We start from the raw sequence: 19,574 nt of genomic DNA on the forward strand, positions 1-19,574 counted from the left end.
GCCTGTCAGAGGTTTTATTCCGTACGCGCGGGGCGTTCTTCTTTACGCGCGGGCGACCGACAGCGTGATACGGTTCCAGGTGAGCGGCGCGAGCGTGAGCGTGTTCTCGCGCAGGCTGCCGTGCGGGTAGTCGATAATCTCCGGGCGCACGCGGTTCGGATCGTCGAAAGTGTTTTTCGCGTACAGATCGTCGCTGCGCAGTATTTTGTGTTCCGTCAGGCGGCAGTCGCTGAAGGCGGGCAGGGTGATATCAAGCTCATAAGCGGTGGTGAAATCGCAGTTGACGGCAAATAGATAAATTTCGCCGCGCGCCTCGTTATACACCACCGACGACTGAACGCTGCGGGCGTCGCCATATTTGCTGGCGAACGTCGGCACCGGCAGCTGGTGGCGCAGCACCACGCCGTCGCTGACGCTCGCGACCATCTCGAACGGCCAGTAGAGCGTCTGGCAGAGCGCGCCTTTGCCGGGCTCCGTGAAAATCGGCGCGATGACGTTCACCAGCTGCGCCAGGCTCGCCATTTTCACCCGGTCGGCGTGGTTCAGCAGCGAGCAGAGCAGGCCGCCCATCACCAGCGCGTCGAGGAACGAGTAGCGGTCTTCCAGCAGCGGCGGGGCCTCGCGAAAGCGGTTCGCCGGATCTTTCATCGGCGCGTCCCACGGATCGCCGCGCAGATACCAGACGTTCCACTCATCAAAGGAGATCATCATCTCTTTATTGCTGCGCCGCACCGCTTTGGCGTAATTGGCGGTGCTGACGATGGTTTCGATGAAATTGTCCATATTGACGAACGAGGCGAGGAAATCGGTCTCGCTGCCTTCGTTCTCGTAATACTGGTGACAGGAGATGAAATCGACATAATCGTACAGCTCCTCCAGCACGATGCGGTCCCACTCCGGGAAGGTCGTCATCGCCGAGCTGGAGCTGCCGCACGCCACCAGCTGCGCCTTAGGGTCGATACAGCGCAGGATCTTGGCGGTTTCGCGCGCCTTATGCGCATACTCGCGGGCGTTCATCTGGCCGGTCTGCCACGGCCCGTCCATCTCATTGCCAAGACACCACAGGCGGAAGTTATACGGCTCGCGGCGGCCATGCTGAATGCGCAAGTCGCTGAGCGTCGTGCCGCCGGGGTGGTTGCAGTACTCGGCGAAATAGCCCGCTTCCTGCGGCGTGCCGGTGCCGAGGTTCACAGCGATCATCGGCTCGACGCCGGTTTTTTCGCACCAGCGCGCAAATTCATCTATGCCAAACTGGTTGGTCTCTTTGCTAATCCAGGCGTAATCGAGGCGCACCGGGCGATCTTCTTTCGGGCCGATGCTGTCGCGCCAGTTAAAGCCGGAGACATAATTCCCGCCGGGGTAGCGCACCGTGGTGACGTGCAGCCCTTTGACGAGGTCAATCACGTCCTTACGAAACCCGTCCTCATCCGCGAGCGGATGCGCCGGCTCATAGACGCCGGTGTAGACCGCGCGGCCCAGATGTTCGATGAACGAGCCGAACAGGCGCGGATCGATGGCGGAAATCACGTTCTGCGGGTCGAGCGTGAACGAAAGCGTGGTCATAACGTCTCCTTATTATCGAAGGGCGGCATCGCTGGCATATTTGCCGACGCTCAGGTCATCCTGAATTTTCTGCATCGTCTTTTTGTCGAGCTTATAAAACAGGAAAATGGTGGAGGTCAGTACGCCGCCGATGGCCGGAATAAAAGTAATCAGCATCATAATGGCCTGCTGGGTGGCGGGCGCCTGCACGGCGGCTTCCGGGACATAATGCGTGGCGGAGAGCACCAGCGCGGTAATGGCGCCGCCGATGGCGAGGCTCACTTTCAGCGCGAACAGGTTGCCGGAGGCGTAAATACCGGACATGCGTTTTTTCAGTTTCCATTCGCCATAATCGTCGGCATCGGCGATAAACGACCAGAATACCGGAACGGTAATCGCGCCAATCCACGCGCGCAGCGTATTCAGAATAAAGATCAGCATCACATTTTGCGGGTCGACAAAATAAATCACCACGGAAATAGCAGCCGTAATAAAACCCACCGCGATATAGAGTTTCACTTTGCAGATATAACGGGTGACGACACTCGTCGCGAGATTACCGAGCACGCAGGCGACCACGCCAATACTGATAAACAGCGTCGTCATGGTGTTATCGAGATGCATTAAATATTTGGTGAAATAGATAGTCGCGCCGCCGCAGACGAACGCCGGAATACAGCCAATAAACATCCCGGCGACCACCATCAGCCACTGGTCATTTTTAAAGGCCGAGCGGAAATTACGCACGATATTTTCCTGCTTTTCGCGCTGCGGCATAATGCGCTCGCGGGTATTAAAAAAGCAGAGTAAAAACAGGCACAGGCCGATAACCGAGAACATCGCGTTAGTAATAAAAAAGCCTTTCTGCTGATTGCCGCCGCCGAGATAATCCACCAGCGGCAGCAGCGTCAGGGAGCAGAGCAGCACGGCGCTGTTGGCCATGGTGAAGCGGTAGGACTGGCAGGCCACGCGGTCTACCGGGTTCGCGGTAATCACGCTGCCAAGCGAGCAGTAAGGAATATTCACGGTGCTGTAGAGTACCGAGAGCAGTAAATAGGTGACAAAAGCGTAAATCTCTTTCGCGCCGGTACTTAAATCCGGCGTATAAAACGCGAAAATACAGATGGCGCAAAAGGGCACGCAGCCGTAGAGGATCCACGGGCGAAAACGGCCGTGGCGGGTCGGGTAACGGTCGGCCAGCGCGCCGATCAGCGGATCAATAAACGCATCGAGCAGGCGCACGACTAAAAACATCGTGGCGATAAGCGCGGCGTTTAAACCAAATATATCGGTATAAAACCAGGTTAAAAACATGGTTACCGGACCCCAGCTCATATTGCAGGCCGCATCACCAAATCCGAAACCTAATTTCTCCCGGACCGTCAGACGGTCCTGGGCAGGCGTCACTTTATCCAGCACTGCTGATTGCTGCACCATGATAAACCTCGTTAAATGAAATACCTGAAAGCCAGGGTGAGCATAAGGTAGCGGAGGAATACCCGGTGCGATGTGGCGCGCTTTTTATATTTTATAAATGCCGCATCTCATCCATATAAACGACAAAAAAATACATACCGCTATTTCGAATGAAAATTAATGTGGCGAGATAATTACTTTCTTAAAGTGATTATAATTTCAGGAAATAATCCCGGAGATATTTGCTGTTATTATTTGCCGCTACGCTTATAGGCTTAATAATGGTGTGCCTATATTGGATGGCATAATAAAAATATATTTTCTGTATTAGGATTATCCTTAGGTCTGGAAAACCATAGCTTCAGGCCAGGCAGGGAGGGATAATAAGAAAACGCGATGGCCGGGCTCACCGGCCTGGCGAAAAATCAGTGCGCTACGGCGCGAGAAAAAAGGTTAATCACGATAACGCCCGCGATAATCAGCCCCATGCCGAGCATGGCGGGCAGATCGAGCTTCTGGCCGAGGAAGATCCAGCCCACCACACTAATCAGCACGATGCCGACGCCGGACCAGATGGCGTAAATAATGCCGGTCGGGATGGTGCGCATGGTGACGCTTAAACACCAGAACGCAATGCCGTAACAAACCGCCGTCACCAGCGTCGGCAGCAGGCGGCTGAAGCCTTCAGAGAGTTTCAGAAACGTGGTGCCAATCACTTCACACACAATCGCCACAGAGAGCAGCAGCCAGGTCATAACGTCACTCCGTCATTGCCGGTAAGGTTTCGATTCGCGCCGCGTTATTTCAGACGACGCATATTCATTATCGTCACGCGGCAGGGAAAGCGAAAAAGGCCAGCGCGAAGGCTGGCCTGAAAGGGGATTAATGCGCTTTTAAGCCTGCGGCGCTCATCAGCAGGCGCAACACCATGCTGACCGCGCCGAGCGCCAGAACGCTCGCGGACCAGATTACCACCAGCCACATCAGCTTTTTCCAGCGCGGCGAATCGTGCTGTTCCATCAGTGATAGCCCTCCCCATGCTGAACTTTGCCGCGGAACACGTAGTAGCTCCAGAAGGTGTAGACCAGGATTATCGGGATAATCAGCAGCGCGCCCACCAGCATAAAGCCCTGGCTTGCGGGCGGCGCGGCGGCCTCCCAGAGCGTGATATCAGGCGGAATGATGTGGGGCCAGATGCTGATGCCAAGCCCGCTGAATCCTAAGAAAATCAGCCCCAGGGTGAGCACAAATGGCAGCGTGTGGCTCTCAGTATCCGCCAGTTTGCGCCACAGCCAGAGGCTGAACAGCGCCACCAGCGCCGGCACCGGCAGCAGGAACCAGAGGTTCGGCAGCGTGAACCAGCGATCGGCCACCGCCTGATGCGAGAGCGGCGTCCAGGCGCTGATGATGACAATCACCGCCAGCAGCGCCAGCAGCAGCGAGCGCGCCAGGCGACGCATATTCTGGTGCAGCTGGTTTTCACTCTTCATGACAATCCAGCTTGCGCCGAGCAGCGCATAGGCCACCACCAGGCCCACGCCGCAGAAGAGGTTGAACGGCGTCAGCCAGTCGAGCGCCGAACCGCTGAAGGTGCGGCCGGTGACTTTAAAGCCGTTGATCACCGCGCCCACGACAATGCCCTGGCAAAAGGTCGCCAGGATCGAGCCGCTCAGAAACGCCTTATCCCAGAAGGGGCGGTGGGCGGGCGTCGCCTTAAAGCGGAACTCAAACGCCACGCCGCGAAAGATAAGGCCAATCAGCATCAGCGTCAGCGGAATGGTCAGCGCGTCGATGATAACGGCGTAGGCCAGCGGAAACGCGCCGAACAGGCCCGCGCCGCCCAGCACCAGCCAGGTTTCGTTGCCGTCCCATACGGGCGCCACGCTGTTGACCATCACATCGCGGTCGTGGCCGTCCCGCACAAACGGGAACAGAATGCCGATGCCGAGATCAAAGCCGTCCATCACGATATACATCAGCGTGGCGAAGACGATAATCACGAACCAGATAATGGAGAGATCGATACCCATTACGCTTTCTCCTCTGCGCTGTCCAGAGATTCACCCGCCGCCGACAGCGGACGCGCTGGCCTGCCGTCGGTGCTGGAAGGCATATCGTCCAGCGGCTGCGGCCCTTTTTTAATCAGTCGGATCATGTAGCTGTAGCCGACGCCGAAGACCGAGGTATAGACCACGATAAAGGCGATGAGGCTCAGGCTCATCTGCAAATCGCCGTGGCCGGAGACCGCGTCGCGGGTGCGTTGCAGCCCGTAGACCACCCACGGCTGGCGGCCCACTTCGGTCGTCACCCAGCCCGCGAGAATGGCAATCAGTCCGGCGGGGCCCATCCAGAGCGCGAAGTGGTGGAAGGGGCGAGACGTGTAGAGCCGGTTCTTATAGCGCAGCCAGACGCTCACCACGCCAAGCAGGATCATCAAAAGCCCCATCGCCACCATAATGCGGAACGACCAGAACACGATAGTGGAGTTCGGTCGGTCTTCTTTCGGGAACTCTTTGAGCGCTGGCACCTGTTTATCGAGGCTGTGGGTCAGGATAATGCTGCCGAGTTTCGGCACTTCCAGCGCGTACTTAGTGCGTTCTTCATCCATATCCGGAATGCCGAAGAGCGTCAGCGGCGTCGCTTCGCCCGGCGGGTTCTCCCAGTGGCCTTCGATGGCCGCGATTTTGGCTGGCTGATGCTTAAGCGTATTCAGCCCGTGCATATCGCCAATCATCGCCTGAACCGGCGCGACGATCAGCGCCATCCACAGCGCCATCGAGAACATGCGTCGAATCGCGGGGGTATCGTTGCCGCGCAGCAGATGCCAGGCGGCGGACGCGCCGACGAAAAACGCGCTGCTCAGGAACGCCGCTATCGACATATGCAGCAGGCGGTACGGGAAGGAGGGGTTAAATATCACCGCCACCCAGTCCACCGGCACCACCTGGCCGTTGTGGATCTCAAAGCCCTGCGGCGTGTGCATCCAGCTGTTGGAGGCGAGGATCCAGAAGGTCGAGATCAGCGTGCCGAGCGCCACCATGCAGGTGGAGAAAAAGTGCAGGCCGGGGCCGACTTTGTTCCAGCCAAACAGCATTACGCCGAGGAAACCGGCTTCAAGGAAGAAGGCGGTCAGTACTTCGTAGGTCAGCAGCGGGCCGGTAATGCTGCCCGCGAACTGCGAAAAGCCGCTCCAGTTCGTGCCGAACTGATAGGCCATCACCAGCCCTGAGACCACGCCCATCCCGAAGTTAACGGCGAAGATTTTCGACCAGAAATGGTACAGCGAGCGCCATACCGGATTTTTTGTTTTCACCCACAGCCCTTCCAGCACCGCCAGATAGCTGGCGAGACCGATAGTGATAGCGGGGAAAATAATGTGGAAAGAGACAGTAAAAGCGAACTGAATCCTTGCCAGATGAAACGCATCTAAACCGAACATGCAAACCTCATGACATATAGTTGTCCGCGATCATAGTAATCAGGAGCAGCACTCACGTGCAGAAACAGAAAAACGTTATTTGACTATAACAGTTAAATAAAAAGTTGCGATTTCGCTTGCCTGATCTAACCAGACGGCACGATGATACGCGCTCTGCGTTAACCCCTTGTGAAGGCGGCCGGATGCCGCGAGGTGCGATGAAAAAATACCAGCGACTGGCTCAGCAGATTACCGATCAGATTGCCCTCGGGGTGTGGCACCCCGGCGACCGGCTGCCGTCCCTGCGCGAGCAGGTGGCGAACAGCGGCATGAGCTTTATGACCGTGAGCCACGCCTATCAGACGCTGGAAAGCCAGGGGATCATCGTGGCGCGCCCGCAGTCGGGCTACTACGTCGCCCCGAAACCGACGCCCCGCGCGCCGCAGGCGCTCGAACAGGTGACGCGTGACGAGCAGGTCGACATCAACACCTATATTTTCGATGTGCTCCAGGCGAGCACCGACGCCGCCGTGGTGCCGTTCGGCTCGGCGTTTCCCGATCCGCGTCTGTTTCCGCTGGCGCAGCTTAACCGCTCGCTCTCAAGCGTCAGCCGTTCGGCCAACGCCATGAGCGTGATTGAAAACCTGCCGCCGGGCAACGAGGCGCTGCGCCACGCCATCGCCCGACGTTACGCGATGCAGGGGATGAATGTCTCGCCGGATGAAATTGTCATTACCGCAGGCGCGCTCGAAGCATTAAACCTGAGCCTCCAGGCGGTGACCGAGCCCGGCGACTGGGTGATTGTCGAAAACCCGTGTTTTTACGGGGCGCTCCAGGCGCTGGAGCGCTTACGGCTGAAGGCGCTCTCTGTGGCGACCGACGCGGTCAACGGCATCGATCTCGCGGCGCTGGAAAAAGCGCTTCAGGAGTATCCGGTGAAAGCCTGCTGGCTGATGAGCAACGCCCAGAACCCACTGGGCTTTACGCTGAGCGCGCAGAAAAAGCAGCAGCTGATGGCGCTGCTTTCGCGCTACAACGTGGTGCTGATTGAAGATGACGTCTACAGCGAGCTTTATTACGGGCGCGAGAAACCGCTGCCGGTGAAGGCCTGGGATGACCAGGGGCTGACGCTGCACTGCTCCTCTTTTTCTAAATGTCTGGTGGCGGGGTTTCGCATCGGCTGGGTGGCGGCGGGGCGTCATGCGCAGCGCATCCAGCAGCTCCAGCTCATGAGCACGCTCTCCACCAGCTCGCCGATGCAGATGGCGCTGGTGGATTATCTCGCCACCCGGCGCTATGACACCCACCTGCGCCGTCTGCGGCGCGTGCTGGCGGAGCGCAAACAGGCGGCATGGCAGTCGCTGCGCCGCCACTTTCCGCAGGCCGTCAAAATTCACCGCAGCGAGAGCGGCTATTTTTTGTGGGTGGAGCTGCCCGCGTCGCTGGACGCCGGCAGGCTGCACGAGCGCGCGCTGGCGCACCAGATCAGCATCGCGCCGGGCAAGATGTTCACCACCAGTACGCTCTGGCATAACTATTTTCGCTTTAACGCTTCCTGGGCGTGGGGCGAGCGCGAAGAGCAGGCGGTCAGGACCCTCGCGCGGCTTATTCGCGAGGCGCTGGCGAAGGCGCCGCAATGAAGCGATAAACGCGCGAAATAACCTTTCGGGCGCGCGTTTATATTCTCAAATAAAGAAAAGGTTATTGCCGAAATAAAAAACCACGCCTGCTTCAGGCTTATTCCGCAGCGATTATTTCTGTTAATCGTATTTCCGTTCGGGCATACGAAATCATAATAGTTAACGGAAAACGCTTCACATCGCTAAGCGCCTGTCTACACTGTGAAAAACCACCCCATGATTTATGTAACGACAGCACTGAAACAATAAAGAGTGCGCGGTTTGTCACAACCTGAATAAATTCCGCCAGCGGTCACAGGCGCGTTTATCCGGGCCTGTATATGGTTATTTTGGGAGATATTTTTACGGCACGGCGGCCGATTCATCATTCAGACAGGAGCAACGACCATGACCAAATCCTTCGCGCTTAGCGCGGCCGCCGCGCTGTGTCTGACGACCGGCATCGTCAGCGCCGCCGAGCCGCCTTCACAACTCGGCCAGGGAGAAGGCCGCCTCGATATCATCGCGTGGCCGGGCTATATCGAACGCGGCCAGACGGATAAAGCCTATGACTGGGTAACTGAATTTGAAAAATCGACCGGCTGTGCCGTCAATGTGAAAACCGCCGCCACGTCGGATGAAATGGTCAGCCTGATGGCGAAAGGCGGTTACGATCTGGTCACGGCCTCCGGCGACGCCTCGCTGCGCCTTATTATGGGCAAGCGCGTGCAGCCGATTAACACCGCGCTCATCCCGAACTGGAAAAATGTCGACCCGCGCCTCGTTAAAGGCGAATGGTTTAACCTTGACGGCAAAGTCTACGGCACGCCGTATCAGTGGGGGCCAAACCTGCTGATGTACAACACCAAAGCGTTCCCGACGCCGCCGGACAGCTGGGCGGTGCTGTTTGTGAAGCAGGCGCTGGCGGACGGCAAATCCAACCAGGGCCGCGTCCAGGCCTACGACGGGCCGATTTATATCGCCGACGCGGCGCTTTACGTCAAAGCGACCCAGCCTGAGCTCGGCATCACCGATCCTTACCAGCTGACCGAGGCGCAGTATGGCGCGGTGCTGAAAGCGCTGCGCGACCAGCATCAGCTTATCCACCGCTACTGGCACGACACCACGGTACAGATGAGCGATTTCAAAAACGAGGGCGTCGTGGCCGCCAGCGCGTGGCCGTACCAGGCGAACGCGCTGAAAAACGAAGGCCAGCCCATCGCCACCGTTTTCCCGAAAGAGGGCGTGACCGGCTGGGCCGATACCTCCATGCTGCACGCCGACGCGAAACACCCTAACTGTGCTTACCAGTGGATGAACTGGTCGCTGACGCCGAAAGTGCAGGGCGATGTCGCCGCCTGGTTCGGCTCGCTCCCGGCGGTGCCGGAAGGCTGCAAGGCCAGCACATTGCTCGGCGAGAAGGGCTGCGAAACCAACGGCTTTACCTTCTTCGACAAAATCGCCTTCTGGAAAACCCCGGTGTCGCAGGGCGGGAAATATGTGCCCTACAGCCGCTGGACCCAGGATTACATCGCCATCATGGGCGGGCGCTAAGCGCGGGGGACGTATGGCTTACGCAGTGGAGTTTCAGCAGGTCTCGCGGCGCTACGGCGACGTGCGCGCGGTCGATAACGTCAGCATGACCATCGAAGACGGGGAGTTTTTCTCCATGCTGGGGCCGTCCGGCTCCGGCAAAACCACCTGCCTGCGGATGATCGCGGGCTTTGAGCAGTTGAGCGACGGCGCGATTCGCCTGTTTGGCCGCGAAGCCAGCGAGCTGCCGCCGTGGGAGCGCGACGTTAACACGGTGTTTCAGGATTACGCGCTGTTTCCGCATATGTCGGTGCTGGAGAACGTCGCCTACGGGCTGATGGTCAAAGGCGTCGATAAAAAAACGCGGCTGGCCCGCGCCCGCGAGGCGCTGGAGCGGGTGGCGCTCGGCTTTACCCATGCGCGTAAACCGTCGCAGCTCTCCGGCGGCCAGCGCCAGCGCGTCGCCATCGCCCGCGCGCTGGTGAACCAGCCGCGCGTGCTGCTGCTCGACGAACCGCTCGGCGCGCTCGATCTCAAACTGCGCGAGCAGATGCAGGTGGAGCTGAAAAACCTGCAACGCTCGCTCGGCATTACGTTTGTGTTTGTCACGCACGATCAGGGCGAAGCGCTGTCGATGTCCGACCGGGTGGCGGTGTTTAACAACGGGCGCATCGAGCAGATAGACGCGCCGCGCGAGCTCTACATGCGTCCGCGCACGCCGTTTGTCGCGGGCTTCGTCGGTACCGCGAACGTGCTGAGCGACGCCATGATGCGCGAACTCGGCGGCGAGCCGGGCACGTTTTCCCTGCGCCCTGAGCATATCCGGCTTAACGAGCCTGGCGATATTCATGTCCGCGGCACGGTGCAGGCGGTACAGTTCCAGGGCGCGGCCACGCGCATAGAACTGATGCTGGAGAGCGGCGAAAAACTGCTGGTGAGCCAGGCGAACCCGTCGCCGGTCGCCGATGCGGCGCTGCCGCGGGCAGGCCAGGCGGTGACCGCCTCCTGGGCGCGCGCCGCCATGATCCGACTGCAGGGAGAGGGGTGAGATGGATATGACGCTTTCGCCTCCTGCGCGCGCCAGCGGCCCGCTGCGACGCGCGGCGGCGCTGCTCTGGCGGCGTCCCAATCTCTGGCTGTTTCTGCTGTTGCTGCCGCCGCTGATGTGGTTCGGCATTATCTATCTCGGCTCGCTCCTGACGCTGCTGTGGCAGGGGTTTTACACCTTCGACGACTTTACGATGTCGGTGACGCCGGATTTCACGCTCGCCAACCTGAGCGCGCTGTTTAATCCCGCTAATTACGACATCATCGTGCGCACGCTGGTGATGGCGATGGCCGTTTCCATCGCCTGCGCCATTCTCGCGTTCCCGATGGCCTGGTACATGGCGCGCTACACGCGCGGCTCGCTGAAGGCATTTTTCTATATCGCCGTCATGCTGCCGATGTGGGCAAGCTATATCGTTAAAGCCTACGCCTGGACGCTCCTGCTGGCGCGCGACGGCGTGGCGCAGTGGTTCCTGCAACATCTGGGGCTGGAAGGGGCGCTTAACGCGCTGCTGACGCTGCCAGGCATTGGCGGCAACACGCTCTCCACCTCCGGGCTCGGGCGGTTTCTGGTGTTCGTCTATATCTGGCTGCCGTTTATGATCCTGCCGGTGCAGGCGGCGCTGGAGCGTCTGCCGCCGTCGCTGTTGCAGGCCTCCGCCGATCTCGGTGCCCGGCCCTCTCAGACGTTTCGCCACGTTGTGCTGCCGCTGGCGGTGCCGGGCATCGCCGCCGGTTCGATTTTCACGTTTTCATTAACGCTCGGCGATTTTATCGTGCCGCAGCTCGTCGGCCCGCCGGGCTTTTTCATCGGCAATATGGTCTATTCCCAGCAGGGGGCGATTGGCAATATGCCGATGGCGGCGGCGTTTACGCTGGTGCCGATTATCCTGATTGCCGTTTATCTGGCGTTCGTAAAGCGCCTGGGAGCGTTCGATGCACTCTGACCGCGCGCCGTGGCTGCTTAAAATCGCCGCTTGGGGCGGCGTGATTTTCCTGCACTTCCCGCTGGCGATTATCGCGCTTTACGCGTTTAACACCGAAGAATCCGCCTTCAGCTTTCCACCGCAGGGCTTCACGCTGCGCTGGTTTGAGGTGGCGGCGCAGCGCGCCGATATGCTCGAATCCGTGACGTTGTCACTTAAAGTCGCGACGCTTGCGACGCTGCTGGCGCTGGTGCTTGGCACGCTGGCCGCCGCCGCGCTCTGGCGACGCGAGTTTTTCGGCAAAAGCGCGGTGTCGCTGCTGTTGCTGCTGCCCATCGCGCTGCCGGGCATCATTACCGGTATCGCGCTGCTGACCGCGTTTAAACAGCTCGACATCGAACCGGGCTTTCTCACGATGGTGGTGGGCCACGCCACCTTTTGCGTGGTGGTGGTCTTTAATAATGTGATTGCGAGACTGCGGCGCACGGCGTACAGCCAGATTGAGGCGTCGATGGATCTCGGCGCCGACGGCTGGCAGACCTTTCGCTATATCGTGATGCCCAATCTCGGCACCGCGCTGCTGGCGGGCGGGATGCTCGCCTTCGCGCTCTCGTTTGATGAAATTATTGTCACCACGTTTACCGCAGGCCACGAGCGCACGCTGCCGCTGTGGCTGCTGAACCAGCTTGGCCGTCCGCGCGACGTGCCGGTGACCAACGTGGTGGCGCTGTGCGTCATGCTCCTCACCATGATCCCGATCCTCGGGGCGTGGTGGCTGACGCGCGATGATGAAACTGTCGCCGGTAGCGGCAAATAACCTCAAAGGAACACGCTATGCAGAGTCAATTACTGATTAACGGCGCGCTGGTGGAAGGCAAGGGCGAGCGCCTGCCGGTCTATAATCCCGCGACGGGCGAGGTGCTGCTGGAGATTGCCGAAGCCAGCCCTGAACAGGTGGATGCGGCGGTAAAGAGCGCCGACGCGGCGTTTGAACAGTGGCGGCTGACCACGCCGAAGGAGCGCGCCGAGGCGCTGCTCAAACTTGCGGAGGTGATTGAGGCGAACGCGCAGACGTTCGCGGAGCTGGAGTCGAAAAACTGCGGCAAGCCGCTGCACTGCGTGGCGGGTGACGAAATCCCGGCGGTGGCGGATGTGTTCCGCTTCTTTGCCGGGGCCGCGCGCTGTTTAAACGGACTTGCCGCCGGGGAATATCTGGCGGATCACACCTCGATGATCCGCCGTGATCCGGTGGGCGTCGTGGCCTCTATCGCCCCCTGGAACTACCCGCTGATGATGGCCGCCTGGAAACTGGCCCCGGCGCTGGCGGCGGGCAACTGCGTGGTGCTCAAGCCCTCTGAAATTACGCCGCTGACCGCGTTTAAACTCGCGGAGCTGGCGAAAGATATCTTCCCGGCGGGCGTGCTGAACGTGCTGTTTGGCCGCGGCCAGACGGTGGGCGACCCGCTCACCAGCCATGAGAAAGTGCGCATGGTGTCGCTCACCGGCTCTATCGCGACCGGAGAACACATCATCAGCCGTACCGCGTCGTCCATCAAGCGCACCCATATGGAGCTTGGCGGCAAAGCGCCGGTACTGGTGTTTGACGACGCCGATCTTGACGCCGTCGTCGAAGGCATTCGTACCTTCGGGTTCTATAACGCGGGCCAGGATTGTACGGCGGCATGCCGCATCTACGCCCAAAAAGGGATCTACGACGCGCTCGTTGAAAAGCTCGGCGCCGCGGTGGGCAGCCTGAAAACGGGCGCGCCGGAGGATGAAACCACCGAACTCGGGCCGCTCAGTTCACAAGCGCATCTGGAGCGCGTGAGCCAGGCGGTGGAAGCCGCGAAAGCGCTGCCGCATATTCGTGTGGTGACCGGCGGCGCGAAAGTCGACGGGCCGGGTTATTTCTTCCAGCCGACGGTTCTCGCCGGCGCGAAGCAGGAGGACGCCATCGTGCAGCGCGAAGTCTTCGGCCCGGTCATCAGCGTGACGCCGTTTGAGGATGAAGCGCAGGCGCTCACCTACGCCAACGATTCGCAATATGGCCTGGCGTCATCCGTCTGGACCCGCGACGTGGGCCGCGCGCACCGCCTCAGCGCCCGCCTGCAATATGGCTGCACCTGGGTGAATACGCACTTTATGCTGGTGAGCGAAATGCCCCACGGCGGCCAGAAACTCTCCGGCTACGGTAAGGATATGTCGATGTACGGGCTTGAGGATTACACTGTGGTGCGGCATGTGATGATAAAACACTAGGAGGTGGTGAAGTGGTTGATTTGCTAAAGGATTACATGTCAGCCGCTTTACCCTGGGGCATCGGTGGGGCATTAAAGCCAAAGTTTTGGTTCAGTATGGCTACCTGGTCTCCGTTTTTATCGGACATCCACTTTGCATAGACGTTGAAAACCATCTGTGCATTTGTGTGCCCCATCTGATTTGCAATGAAGCTCGGATTCACTCCGGCGCTTAGAGCCCAGCATGCAAATGTATGCCTGGATTCGTATGCTTTCCTATGCCTGATTCCGGCTCGCTTTAGCAGATGGTTCCATGAGGCTGCAATCGATCCTGGAATGTAGCATATGCTTTTGGTTGGATACCGTCCGGAAACTGATGGATTGAAAACAAATGTGCACTGGTCAGTCCTTGTTTTACCGTACTCCCTGAGGTGGACAGTAACGTCATGCTGTTTTTGCATTCTCGTATACTGCATCTGGTCCTTTATGGCCTCGATGGCTGCGGTGGTCAGAATGATTGTGCGGATTCCACTTTCAGTTTTTGGCGGTGTGAAGTGATCTGAAATAGCCAGGTTGCGCTGCACCTTAATTGTCCAGTCTGTGGTATCGATATCCTCCCATGCCAGTGCGCATATCTCTCCATGCCGCATGCCGGTGCTAACGGCCAGTATCCATAGATTTCTTATCTGCGGGTGATTAGCCATTGCCAGCATCCTTACGAACTCATCCTTGCTTAGCGGATCTGGTTCAGACCTGGACTTTCTGAGAGGCTTCACATCTGAAATTACTTTCCCGCCGGTATATCCATTTTTCTCTGCAAACTTAAGCATCTCCAGCATAACCGCCATGTATCCGTTAACGGTTCTTACTGTTCGGCCTTTTTTGTGTGATCGCTCCAGCGTTTTCCCTACAAGCTGGTAACCGGTCAAAAGCTCATGACGCAAAGAAAGCAGGTTCTCATGAGTAAGAGAAGAAACGGGCATCGTCTCATCCAGAATTCTAAGGCACATCTTTATGTAAGATGTGTATCTCATGTGGGTGTTCTTAGCCAAAACGGTTTCTTTTAGCGAAAGCCATTTATTGGCTAATTCCTCAATCGTCACCTTAGCTTTTGTGTCCTCATGTTGTGTAACCCGCGGCGAGTTAGGGAACTGCGATGCGTAATCAAAATTACCAGTCCTGATTGCATAGCAAACCGCTGTCCTTAACTCGCCAGCGGCTTTCCTGTTTTTCGGTGTATCAGGGACGCCGAGGTTTTCCCTTACCCTGGCACCCTTATAGATGAACCATATCCGCAGTGTTCCGCCGTGATTCTCCACTCCTGTTGGATACTTGTTCATAACGATTCCTCGTCAGTTAATGGGGAAGGGTATTTAAGCAGATTTCTGGCGGGGAATCGCTGGACGTTGACGCTCTACCCACGCATCGACTTCATGCCGGTTGTAGAGGATAGGGGAGTTATCCTTGGGCTGGCAGTCGCCGGAGTAGTGCCGATACTCCTTACCCTCCATCCATGACTTCTCTCGCGCTGATTTAATGGCATTTTTCGTCAGTCCGGTGATCGCCATCAGTACTTCTTCGGATACCCATTTGTTGGGGACAAGCTGAATCACTTCATTCATTCGATTATCTCCAGGCAATAAAAAACCCCGCCGGGGCGAGGTCGATTAGTAAATTCTGCTATTTATGGATTTGACTGGAAAATAAAGCCAACCTTATCAGCAGCAAGATAGTAATAATCAACATATCCTGCTCCATCAAGTGAGAATCCAATGCAGCGTTTGTCATTTAACTGACTGAATAAACGAATGGAAACTTCTGACTTTAATACTTTTAATTGATTGTTGACTGAAGGGCCATTCCTTCCCGGCTTAATGCCAGGCGTGAACTCTGCCTGCATTTTCAGATCGGGATACTCTCTTGTATGCACTTCGACCATTTTAACCTTCCTTTTGATAGACCGGGTCCGTTCCCCGTGGAAACTTCATCGACTCTTCCCTGTAAAACTTTAGCTGCTCCTGAAAGTACTCCCGAAGCGCTTCCGGCTGTTGCATCTCAACTTCATACGCCACTACCGGCATATTCATGCGCTATTTATAAGCAACGCCTGAAGGAAGCCACTAAATCCACGTTAATCTTATCCCTTTCTTCTTTGCTGCGCGCTAAGAGATTATTTGTCATCATGACTCCTTACCATCAGCCGAGCGCCCGCGCTTTACTCTTAATTCGTATGGCGAGCGGTAGGTGTCAACTGAGGTGACTATCCCATTTTCAAAGCGCTCACCGTTTGCCACATCGATCAGACGCTTAATATGGCTGTATTTTTTCAGCATGTGACGGTGACGCTCAGCGGGGGTCATTCTGGCGAGCAGATCATTTTCTTTTTTTCGACTTCTGCTTTTTCTTCGTGACATGATGGTACCTCCTGAGTGGAGTATATCGCTTATCCGGCGTAATAGGTCAGCCGTGATAGTGGCTCACTCACTCACCCCCTGTCTCAAGATTGATGCCAGCAGCGCGTAAAGAACGTCGCAGAACAGTCTCAAGTTCGCTACGAACACGCCCAGCGAGAGCGCTGTAGTCTTCTCCGTCAAATTCATAACCGTCTTCGTACATGAACGAGGCGACAGGAGCCATCACATCGTGCTCGCAGTTATCAGGCAACTTAACCGCGCGCGCCTCAAGCCCGGCATTGCGCTTCTCTGCGGCTTCCAGCGCTGCTATCAGCTCAAGCACGTCACGCGTTGAGACCACAACGTTGGGGCGGAAATCATCTTTCGCCTTCTCAGCCGCCGCTTTCAGTTTTGCCATCAGTTCTTTGGTGTTATTCATGGTTGGGCCCCATGCGTTTTATTTTTACCGGCTGCACAGGGATAGCTTTAAGCTCACCATCGTCCAGCGCTGCGAGTTGAGCGGATACCAGTTTTGCCTCCCACTCATTCAGAGTTCGGATATAACCCTGGCCTGTTGATGCATCAGTGAATACCAGTGCAGCATCCGCTAATTCGATTTGACGGCTCATGCGGCACCGCCTTTACGCAGCCAGCGGTTGAGGTATTTGTTGTTATTCACAGAGCCGAAGCTGTTGCGCTTCATGAGCTCTTCGCGGCTCGGCATCGGCTGAGATTTGACGCGAGCGGCCAGCTCGCTTGGTGTGATAAGCGGGTCATGTGTAATCATGGATTTTTCCTCGCGCCGTCCGTGGCGCACGATTAAACGCGACGCAGGCTGATGTGCTCGCGCTTTGCCATCTGGCGGATAGATTCGTATGAGCGGTTTAACTGGCGGGCGATGACTTTAGGGTGGACGGTGCCAGCCAGGGATTTGATGAGGGTTAGCTCTTTGGTAGTCCAGTTGCGGCCCAGCGTCTGCTGATTGCCACGGCGTTTTTTGAATGGCTCGCTCATGGCAGCTACCTGATTAACAGTGATGGCTTGCCGGTCTTCAGTGTCGCGCCAGGCACATCCTTGCCGCCCTCCAACAGATGCTTGATAGCCATTTTGTCGGGCTTAATCACCGTGTCGTATTCGACGTATTCAGGCGGGAGAAGGGCGCTGTCGGTTATCTCTACTGAACGACAAGGCGCGCGGACTGTTACCTGGTGAATACCGGCCCGAATTGATTTCTTACCGGCGGTTTCGAGTGATGTGGCGATGTAGGCGCGGATGCTGGCAACCTTGTTTTCAATACTCACCGCTCGCTCGGTCAGGTTCTTTGCCTCATCCCTGAGGCGCTCCGCATACGTCGATTCGTTTTTGCAGATGGCAAGCAGTTGCTCGATTTTATCGGCCAGCTCACCCTCAATCCCTTCGAGGGTGTCTGCCATTGCTTCCGGGTCGATATCGGCATCCATCAGCCTGGCGTAGTCGCTGGCAACTTCATACAGTTTGCTCATTGGCGGCCTCCAGTTTCACTTTGCATTCTGCGTAAACTGCCTGGACGTTTTGCTGCAACTTCATGCCGGATGTCAGCTTGTACGCCTCTGCAAATTTCCGTTTCAGGTCGTCCATGGTTTCGGACTGAGCCATTTCATCACAAAGGTCGCTGGCTTTATCGATGACTTCCTGTTGTCGCTTGCGCTCGTCTTCCCTGATTTGCTCTTCGGAGTGGTAGGGCATTACCGGCTCCTGATGCATCCCTTCATCATCGTTAAGCAGGTGAATAGCGTTATCCAGACGCTGCGCTTTAGGCCAGTATTTGCTGGCGCGCTTAACGATGGTCTTGCGGGCCATCTCTTCCCAGAAGTTTTTCCAGGGACCGTTCTTAGCCTTGCTGGTAGCTTCTACGGCCTTGATTTCTGCGAGGCTCATCTCTTCCGTGAGGTAATCGCCATCAGGCGTTTTAATGGTGCAATAACCGCCGACAACTTCGCCACGGTCGCCGAACGCGTTGTATTTGTGCGTCGGCGCTTTATCCAGTCCATTGGATTCGTAGGTATCGTTGGCGCATACCAGCTTGCACTGACCCCACTTAATTGAGCCGGACGACTGAGCCAGATGAAGCAGGCCCATGTAGCTGATGTCGAGGCACACCATGCCGTCACGCGGCACCAGGTACGCCAGCTTGCTCGCCGGGTTCAGCGTGATGCCGATGGCCGCGACATTGATGATGGCGTTCTGCGCGCTGGTAGGGTTGTTGATTGCCGTCTTCGCGAGGAAGTCGTTTTTCTGAAATAGTTGGATGGCAAACTGGCTTTCCTTAGCCCATGTGACCGTCTGGTCTGTCATTGCTCCGCAAAACAGTGGCTCCTGCTGCTTAACGAAACTGACGATATCGAATGGCATTACGCTGCCTCCCTGTGTGAATGTCGCGCTTTGAAGATGCTGATGGCGTACTCAGAGGTAACGCGCTCGGTCAGCGCATCAATCCACCAACCTTCCGACGCGTCCTGAAACGCGATGCTATGGCCTTCGAGGTAGTTCATGGCGTCATTGGTATGCTCATCTGCATCCGTCGACGCCAGAGCCGAAATAAACGGGTTAGCTTTCTTCGCCAGACGCTCAACCTCATCGCTGATTCGCTCGTTGTCCGTTGCATCCAGAGCCGCGATAATCTGCTCAATTTCTTTGACGTCGTTCAGGGTCAGTCTCATTGCTTCTGCTCCTGTGGTTTGGGTTGCTGTTTCATCAAATCTTTCATGAGGCGGATAAAGGCATCATCCGACCATTCGCGAACTGGAGTTGTCATTGCGGCCTCCGGTACCAGGGCATGCTCACTGCCTGCTTCATCTGCTTATTGGCCTGTAGCCACATCCCGGCGTCACCGAGGAAGCGGGCAATAACCGCCTTGCTCTGCGCGGCCATAAGGGCCTGATGGTTTACTGTTTGATTGCCGTACATGTCAGCTCCTTAAGCGTTTTGCAGATACCGCGCATGCGGCGGGTGATGAGGTCGAGTAGCGATTCATTGAGTTGAGCGGCACCCAAGACGGCACCGCCCGCGATAGCAAATGTCATCGTGGGATTCCTTATGTTTGAATGATTGGCATAGCGAAAACGCCTCGAATGAAGCGCTGTTGATATGCGGCGATGAAAAAGCCGCGCTTAGGCGGCCTTTGTCAGATCAGCCCTTTTACGATTTCTTCGGCGATTTCTTCCGCGTCGTCTTCGCCATAATTTTCGGCGAGCTTATCTACGAAATCGTCCCAGTTATCTTCCAGAAAGTTGCGGACATACGGGGCATAGCAATCTTCAATTTTCTTTGACATGGCATTCTCCAGGCGAAAAAAAGCCCTCCGGAGAGGGCGAACAGACAACAAAGGTTATTTCTCCATTTAACCAGAACAGGTCTTCGTCTCCTGTCTTGGTTATGATGCGGATTGCATCAGATAACCGACT

26 protein-coding genes and 1 pseudogene are annotated in these 19,574 nt (G+C 57.0%); 6 read left to right on the forward strand and 21 right to left on the reverse strand.

Annotated elements, in window-relative coordinates:
- Window positions 1-42 precede the first annotated feature (42 nt).
- The 6 genes from arfA to AFK65_RS09255 form a co-directional block, all read right to left on the reverse strand.
- On the reverse strand, window positions 43-1,563 hold the full coding sequence (arfA, locus tag AFK65_RS09235; protein ID WP_007697591.1) for an arabinosylfuranosidase ArfA: 1,521 nt from the start codon (window positions 1,561-1,563) through the stop codon (window positions 43-45).
- Between the two features lie 12 nt (window positions 1,564-1,575).
- Window positions 1,576-2,979 carry a glycoside-pentoside-hexuronide (GPH):cation symporter gene (locus tag AFK65_RS09240; RefSeq protein WP_007697594.1) on the reverse strand — a complete coding sequence of 468 codons (1,404 nt, stop codon included), beginning with the start codon at window positions 2,977-2,979 and terminating at the stop codon, window positions 1,576-1,578.
- 404 nt (window positions 2,980-3,383) lie between these two features.
- Entirely contained in the window at window positions 3,384-3,713 is a 330-nt protein-coding gene (locus AFK65_RS09245; RefSeq protein WP_007697597.1) for an SMR family transporter, read from the reverse strand.
- A gap of 127 nt (window positions 3,714-3,840) precedes the next feature.
- Complete coding sequence (locus AFK65_RS20940) at window positions 3,841-3,978, reverse strand: DUF2474 domain-containing protein (RefSeq protein ID WP_007697599.1); 138 nt, start codon at window positions 3,976-3,978, stop codon at window positions 3,841-3,843.
- Window positions 3,978-4,988, reverse strand: coding sequence for a cytochrome d ubiquinol oxidase subunit II (gene cydB, locus AFK65_RS09250; protein ID WP_007697602.1), 1,011 nt, complete (start codon window positions 4,986-4,988; stop codon window positions 3,978-3,980). The genes AFK65_RS20940 and cydB overlap by 1 nt, the downstream gene beginning before the upstream one ends.
- Window positions 4,988-6,397: a cytochrome ubiquinol oxidase subunit I gene (locus tag AFK65_RS09255; protein ID WP_007697604.1), complete on the reverse strand. Its 1,410-nt coding sequence runs from the start codon at window positions 6,395-6,397 to the stop codon at window positions 4,988-4,990. The genes cydB and AFK65_RS09255 overlap by 1 nt, the downstream gene beginning before the upstream one ends.
- Before the next feature lie 197 nt (window positions 6,398-6,594).
- On the opposite strand from AFK65_RS09255, the gene AFK65_RS09260 reads away from it, so the two are divergent.
- From AFK65_RS09260 to patD, 6 genes are all read left to right on the forward strand, one after another.
- Complete coding sequence (locus AFK65_RS09260) at window positions 6,595-8,016, forward strand: aminotransferase-like domain-containing protein (RefSeq protein WP_038857262.1); 1,422 nt, start codon at window positions 6,595-6,597, stop codon at window positions 8,014-8,016.
- A 387-nt stretch (window positions 8,017-8,403) separates the two neighbouring features.
- Window positions 8,404-9,549 (forward strand): putative ABC transporter substrate-binding protein YdcS, encoded by a 1,146-nt coding sequence (gene ydcS / locus AFK65_RS09265; protein ID WP_038857260.1) that lies wholly within the window; start codon window positions 8,404-8,406, stop codon window positions 9,547-9,549.
- A 13-nt stretch (window positions 9,550-9,562) separates the two neighbouring features.
- Window positions 9,563-10,576: an ABC transporter ATP-binding protein gene (locus AFK65_RS09270; RefSeq protein WP_038857258.1), complete on the forward strand. Its 1,014-nt coding sequence runs from the start codon at window positions 9,563-9,565 to the stop codon at window positions 10,574-10,576.
- A 1-nt stretch (window position 10,577) separates the two neighbouring features.
- A complete protein-coding gene (locus tag AFK65_RS09275; protein ID WP_038857257.1) occupies window positions 10,578-11,522 on the forward strand; it encodes an ABC transporter permease in 945 nt (314 codons plus the stop codon).
- Window positions 11,512-12,318, forward strand: a complete 807-nt coding sequence (locus AFK65_RS09280) for an ABC transporter permease (protein ID WP_007706418.1) — start codon at window positions 11,512-11,514, stop codon at window positions 12,316-12,318. Before AFK65_RS09275 ends, AFK65_RS09280 begins: the two co-directional genes overlap by 11 nt.
- Window positions 12,319-12,335: 17 nt before the next feature.
- Entirely contained in the window at window positions 12,336-13,760 is a 1,425-nt protein-coding gene (gene patD, locus AFK65_RS09285) for an aminobutyraldehyde dehydrogenase (protein ID WP_038857254.1), read from the forward strand.
- A gap of 31 nt (window positions 13,761-13,791) precedes the next feature.
- Here the strand turns inward: patD and AFK65_RS09290 are convergent, their stop codons facing one another.
- From AFK65_RS09290 to AFK65_RS22110, 15 genes and pseudogenes are all read right to left on the reverse strand, one after another.
- The gene (locus AFK65_RS09290; RefSeq protein ID WP_007706431.1) at window positions 13,792-15,078 is read right to left on the reverse strand and encodes a site-specific integrase; all 1,287 of its coding nucleotides are present in this window, start codon (window positions 15,076-15,078) and stop codon (window positions 13,792-13,794) included.
- A 33-nt stretch (window positions 15,079-15,111) separates the two neighbouring features.
- The gene (locus AFK65_RS09295; protein WP_032804352.1) at window positions 15,112-15,360 is read right to left on the reverse strand and encodes an excisionase family protein; all 249 of its coding nucleotides are present in this window, start codon (window positions 15,358-15,360) and stop codon (window positions 15,112-15,114) included.
- A gap of 62 nt (window positions 15,361-15,422) precedes the next feature.
- Window positions 15,423-15,677, reverse strand: coding sequence for a hypothetical protein (locus AFK65_RS09300; protein WP_032804354.1), 255 nt, complete (start codon window positions 15,675-15,677; stop codon window positions 15,423-15,425).
- Between the two features lies 1 nt (window position 15,678).
- Window positions 15,679-15,919: pseudogene (locus AFK65_RS09305) on the reverse strand (DNA polymerase III subunit theta).
- Entirely contained in the window at window positions 15,919-16,152 is a 234-nt protein-coding gene (locus tag AFK65_RS09310) for a hypothetical protein (protein WP_032804356.1), read from the reverse strand. The pseudogene AFK65_RS09305 and the gene AFK65_RS09310 overlap by 1 nt, the downstream one beginning before the upstream one ends.
- Before the next feature lie 67 nt (window positions 16,153-16,219).
- Window positions 16,220-16,570, reverse strand: a complete 351-nt coding sequence (locus tag AFK65_RS09315; RefSeq protein WP_007706441.1) for a hypothetical protein — start codon at window positions 16,568-16,570, stop codon at window positions 16,220-16,222.
- A complete protein-coding gene (locus AFK65_RS09320) occupies window positions 16,563-16,760 on the reverse strand; it encodes a hypothetical protein (protein WP_032804359.1) in 198 nt (65 codons plus the stop codon). Before AFK65_RS09320 ends, AFK65_RS09315 begins: the two co-directional genes overlap by 8 nt.
- Entirely contained in the window at window positions 16,757-16,918 is a 162-nt protein-coding gene (locus tag AFK65_RS20945) for a DUF2737 family protein (RefSeq protein WP_007706444.1), read from the reverse strand. The genes AFK65_RS09320 and AFK65_RS20945 overlap by 4 nt, the downstream gene beginning before the upstream one ends.
- 32 nt (window positions 16,919-16,950) lie before the next feature.
- Complete coding sequence (locus AFK65_RS09325) at window positions 16,951-17,145, reverse strand: hypothetical protein (RefSeq protein WP_007706447.1); 195 nt, start codon at window positions 17,143-17,145, stop codon at window positions 16,951-16,953.
- A gap of 5 nt (window positions 17,146-17,150) precedes the next feature.
- Window positions 17,151-17,633: a siphovirus Gp157 family protein gene (locus AFK65_RS09330; protein ID WP_007706450.1), complete on the reverse strand. Its 483-nt coding sequence runs from the start codon at window positions 17,631-17,633 to the stop codon at window positions 17,151-17,153.
- A complete protein-coding gene (locus AFK65_RS09335; RefSeq protein WP_007706453.1) occupies window positions 17,617-18,522 on the reverse strand; it encodes a recombinase RecT in 906 nt (301 codons plus the stop codon). Before AFK65_RS09335 ends, AFK65_RS09330 begins: the two co-directional genes overlap by 17 nt.
- Window positions 18,522-18,830, reverse strand: coding sequence for a hypothetical protein (locus AFK65_RS09340; RefSeq protein WP_007706454.1), 309 nt, complete (start codon window positions 18,828-18,830; stop codon window positions 18,522-18,524). Before AFK65_RS09340 ends, AFK65_RS09335 begins: the two co-directional genes overlap by 1 nt.
- 91 nt (window positions 18,831-18,921) lie before the next feature.
- Entirely contained in the window at window positions 18,922-19,077 is a 156-nt protein-coding gene (kil, locus tag AFK65_RS09345) for a host cell division inhibitory peptide Kil (protein WP_007706457.1), read from the reverse strand.
- A complete protein-coding gene (locus AFK65_RS09350; protein ID WP_007706460.1) occupies window positions 19,056-19,193 on the reverse strand; it encodes a protease FtsH-inhibitory lysogeny factor CIII in 138 nt (45 codons plus the stop codon). Before AFK65_RS09350 ends, kil begins: the two co-directional genes overlap by 22 nt.
- A 101-nt stretch (window positions 19,194-19,294) precedes the next feature.
- Entirely contained in the window at window positions 19,295-19,444 is a 150-nt protein-coding gene (locus tag AFK65_RS22110) for a hypothetical protein (protein WP_007706462.1), read from the reverse strand.
- Between the last annotated feature and the right edge of the window lie 130 nt (window positions 19,445-19,574).

The sequence above is a fragment of the Cronobacter universalis NCTC 9529 genome (genome assembly GCF_001277175.1).
Classification (GTDB): domain Bacteria; phylum Pseudomonadota; class Gammaproteobacteria; order Enterobacterales; family Enterobacteriaceae; genus Cronobacter; species Cronobacter universalis.

Excerpts from the sequence above, each read along its gene's own strand:
- AFK65_RS09325 (WP_007706447.1), bottom strand. The coding sequence starts at position 17,145 with ATGAGCGAGCCATTCAAAAAACGCCGTGGCAATCAGCAGACGCTGGGC.
- patD (WP_038857254.1), top strand. The coding sequence starts at position 12,336 with ATGCAGAGTCAATTACTGATTAACGGCGCGCTGGTGGAAGGCAAGGGC.
- AFK65_RS09290 (WP_007706431.1), bottom strand. The coding sequence starts at position 15,078 with ATGAACAAGTATCCAACAGGAGTGGAGAATCACGGCGGAACACTGCGG.
- AFK65_RS09280 (WP_007706418.1), top strand. The coding sequence starts at position 11,512 with ATGCACTCTGACCGCGCGCCGTGGCTGCTTAAAATCGCCGCTTGGGGC.
- AFK65_RS09260 (WP_038857262.1), top strand. The coding sequence starts at position 6,595 with ATGAAAAAATACCAGCGACTGGCTCAGCAGATTACCGATCAGATTGCC.
- AFK65_RS09315 (WP_007706441.1), bottom strand. The coding sequence starts at position 16,570 with ATGAATAACACCAAAGAACTGATGGCAAAACTGAAAGCGGCGGCTGAG.
- cydB (WP_007697602.1), bottom strand. The coding sequence starts at position 4,988 with ATGGGTATCGATCTCTCCATTATCTGGTTCGTGATTATCGTCTTCGCC.
- AFK65_RS09270 (WP_038857258.1), top strand. The coding sequence starts at position 9,563 with ATGGCTTACGCAGTGGAGTTTCAGCAGGTCTCGCGGCGCTACGGCGAC.
- AFK65_RS09300 (WP_032804354.1), bottom strand. The coding sequence starts at position 15,677 with ATGGTCGAAGTGCATACAAGAGAGTATCCCGATCTGAAAATGCAGGCA.
- arfA (WP_007697591.1), bottom strand. The coding sequence starts at position 1,563 with ATGACCACGCTTTCGTTCACGCTCGACCCGCAGAACGTGATTTCCGCC.
- kil (WP_007706457.1), bottom strand. The coding sequence starts at position 19,077 with ATGTACGGCAATCAAACAGTAAACCATCAGGCCCTTATGGCCGCGCAG.
- AFK65_RS20940 (WP_007697599.1), bottom strand. The coding sequence starts at position 3,978 with ATGGAACAGCACGATTCGCCGCGCTGGAAAAAGCTGATGTGGCTGGTG.
- AFK65_RS09310 (WP_032804356.1), bottom strand. The coding sequence starts at position 16,152 with ATGTCACGAAGAAAAAGCAGAAGTCGAAAAAAAGAAAATGATCTGCTC.
- AFK65_RS09255 (WP_007697604.1), bottom strand. The coding sequence starts at position 6,397 with ATGTTCGGTTTAGATGCGTTTCATCTGGCAAGGATTCAGTTCGCTTTT.
- AFK65_RS09340 (WP_007706454.1), bottom strand. The coding sequence starts at position 18,830 with ATGAGACTGACCCTGAACGACGTCAAAGAAATTGAGCAGATTATCGCG.
- AFK65_RS22110 (WP_007706462.1), bottom strand. The coding sequence starts at position 19,444 with ATGTCAAAGAAAATTGAAGATTGCTATGCCCCGTATGTCCGCAACTTT.
- AFK65_RS09320 (WP_032804359.1), bottom strand. The coding sequence starts at position 16,760 with ATGAGCCGTCAAATCGAATTAGCGGATGCTGCACTGGTATTCACTGAT.
- AFK65_RS09335 (WP_007706453.1), bottom strand. The coding sequence starts at position 18,522 with ATGCCATTCGATATCGTCAGTTTCGTTAAGCAGCAGGAGCCACTGTTT.
- AFK65_RS09275 (WP_038857257.1), top strand. The coding sequence starts at position 10,578 with ATGGATATGACGCTTTCGCCTCCTGCGCGCGCCAGCGGCCCGCTGCGA.
- AFK65_RS09240 (WP_007697594.1), bottom strand. The coding sequence starts at position 2,979 with ATGGTGCAGCAATCAGCAGTGCTGGATAAAGTGACGCCTGCCCAGGAC.
- AFK65_RS09245 (WP_007697597.1), bottom strand. The coding sequence starts at position 3,713 with ATGACCTGGCTGCTGCTCTCTGTGGCGATTGTGTGTGAAGTGATTGGC.
- AFK65_RS09350 (WP_007706460.1), bottom strand. The coding sequence starts at position 19,193 with ATGACATTTGCTATCGCGGGCGGTGCCGTCTTGGGTGCCGCTCAACTC.
- ydcS (WP_038857260.1), top strand. The coding sequence starts at position 8,404 with ATGACCAAATCCTTCGCGCTTAGCGCGGCCGCCGCGCTGTGTCTGACG.
- AFK65_RS09295 (WP_032804352.1), bottom strand. The coding sequence starts at position 15,360 with ATGAATGAAGTGATTCAGCTTGTCCCCAACAAATGGGTATCCGAAGAA.
- AFK65_RS20945 (WP_007706444.1), bottom strand. The coding sequence starts at position 16,918 with ATGATTACACATGACCCGCTTATCACACCAAGCGAGCTGGCCGCTCGC.
- AFK65_RS09330 (WP_007706450.1), bottom strand. The coding sequence starts at position 17,633 with ATGAGCAAACTGTATGAAGTTGCCAGCGACTACGCCAGGCTGATGGAT.